Origin of the sequence: Rickettsia endosymbiont of Ixodes scapularis (assembly GCF_000160735.1) — a bacterium.
GTDB lineage: Bacteria > Pseudomonadota > Alphaproteobacteria > Rickettsiales > Rickettsiaceae > Rickettsia > Rickettsia tamurae.
The window spans coordinates 971,656-973,706 of record NZ_CM000770.1 but is presented as its reverse complement, the minus strand read 5'-3'; the positions used below and the strand labels follow the sequence as shown (position 1 = coordinate 973,706).

Below are 2,051 nucleotides of genomic sequence, written 5' to 3'. Positions count from 1 at the left end.
TGCATAAACTATTTGATAGTAATGTTTCTCTTGATTCATTAATATACTCCGGATAAATGAAGAGTTATTTTGCATTGCTAAATAAAGATAGATATCGTTATTGCGAGCGAGCATTGTTGCGTGTGTCAGTTTTTCCAGTGTCATCCCGCGACTTGATCGCGGGATCCAGTTTAAAATACTAAGATTATTAGAATGACTTAGCTTTTTCAAACCATCAATATTTATTTAGCAATGCCATTATTTAATTATGATAGCTGATAATATATTCTGATTATAAGGTTCTCGCAAATGATATAAGTATCTTTTACTTGGATATTTTAACGGATTTGTGTAAGTATCTTCAGCAATATTTTTTATATCTTTGACGCCTGCTTCTTTAAGTTTTAACTCTACAAAAGCCGGTAAATCAAACATATAATGATTTTCTTTTATAGAGTTTATAAAAAACTGTTTATTGTTAATATCCTTACTTAAGAAAGCTTTATAATATTCATCATCAACTTCATATGAACTTTGAGCTATAGCAGGACCTATCACTGCTATTAAATTCTTTGCTCCTTTTTCTGTCATTTTAGTAACTATATTACTAATAATATTATTTATACTTCCTTTCCAACCTGCATGTGCCGCTCCGATTATTTTACCGTCGCCGCTTGCAAGTAATACCGGTACACAATCTGCCGATTGTACCGCTAATACTAAATTTTTCTTAGTTGTAATGCTTCCATCTGCCTCAGGTACGGCAATTATGAACTCATCAGTATTAACAATTTGATTGCCATGTACTTGGTTTAAAATTAAAATATCTTGTGCTTTAAAATAAGTAGTAATAGATTTTTTGTTTTCAACTATTTCTGTTTCATTTATAGAGTTATTTTTTTTTATATATCTATGACTAGAATTATTGAATGTTTTATCAAAAATTTTATAATAAACTGATCCGTTTATTAATCCTTCCATGAAAATACCCCATATTAATTATAATAGTTTTATTAATACTTTATCTGGTCGTTTACAAAAAAATAAACAGCTGGAAAAAATAATAGCACAATTTCATCAAGACTATAACCTAATCCCTATTATCGGCGTAGAAATAGAGTTTTATTTAAGCCACAATATTGATATAGCTAAATTTGAAATACTTTCAAGAAAATACTTAGCTAGATTTAAAATTTCTAAAATAAAAAAAGAAAAAGGCAATAACCAATTTGAAATAGATCTCCCTCCTTCTGTAAACTTAATACAATATATAAAAAATATATTAGAGATTAAAACTATTTTAAAAAAAATGGCACAGCAGTTAAACGGTTATATAGATTTTTCTCCTAAGCCGTTTTTGGATGATTATGGTAATAGTATGCATTTTCATATTAATTTTAATTCCGATTTCAATGATTATTATATAATTTTAGCAGCACAAGGGCTATGTCACTATATGTTAGACACCCTACTTGCTTTTATGCCGACTACTCTAGATTATTCACGGATAAATAAAAAATTTATGGCTCCTACACATATATCGTACGGTGGAAATAATAGAAGCGTAGCCGTAAGAATTCCAAATTCTTTTCCAAAACGTTTAGAACATCGCTTATCTTCCCCCGAAACCGATCCGTATATAGCAATTTTTACTATTTTAAAATCAATATTATTGGCTTTAAAATCTCCAAATTCGCTCCAAAAAATAGAAAAAATTTATGGGAACGCTTTCGATCCGCAATATAATTTAACTCCATTACCTACATCATCTCAGGATAGCTTTATGTTATTTAAACCGGAGTTTTTTAAATAATTTGTATTTTGTTCACAAAACCTAAAAACTAAAAAACAATTGTTTTTTTACAACTAAAAACCCGAATTCTGGATTAAAAGAGGTAGGAATGGAAGTATTTACAAGGGATAGAAGATATTCTATATAAGTTTTTAGCAAAAAAACAAGAATATCCCCTTGAAGAAAGATATTACCGCATTATTTTATTTTGTCGATGATTTTTGTAAAGTTGCTGAATATTGGATTAGTCGGTCTTTTTTACCAATTAGCAATAAAAACC

The 2,051-nt window shown here is 28.7% G+C and carries 2 protein-coding genes; one reads left to right on the top strand and one right to left on the bottom strand.

Annotated features, from left to right (window positions below; genetic code table 11):
- Positions 1 to 237 precede the first annotated feature (237 nt).
- The gene (gene pgeF / locus REIS_RS04900; RefSeq protein WP_008580161.1) at positions 238 to 960 is read right to left on the bottom strand and encodes a peptidoglycan editing factor PgeF; all 723 of its coding nucleotides are present in this window, start codon (positions 958 to 960) and stop codon (positions 238 to 240) included.
- Here pgeF and REIS_RS04895 point away from each other — a divergent pair.
- On the top strand, positions 959 to 1,792 hold the full coding sequence (locus REIS_RS04895) for a glutamine synthetase family protein (RefSeq protein ID WP_008580160.1): 834 nt from the start codon (positions 959 to 961) through the stop codon (positions 1,790 to 1,792). The two genes, pgeF and REIS_RS04895, sit on opposite strands and share 2 nt — an antisense overlap.
- Positions 1,793 to 2,051: the final 259 nt, after the last annotated feature.

Excerpts from the sequence above, each read along its gene's own strand:
- REIS_RS04895 (WP_008580160.1), top strand. The coding sequence starts at position 959 with ATGAAAATACCCCATATTAATTATAATAGTTTTATTAATACTTTATCT.
- pgeF (WP_008580161.1), bottom strand. The coding sequence starts at position 960 with ATGGAAGGATTAATAAACGGATCAGTTTATTATAAAATTTTTGATAAA.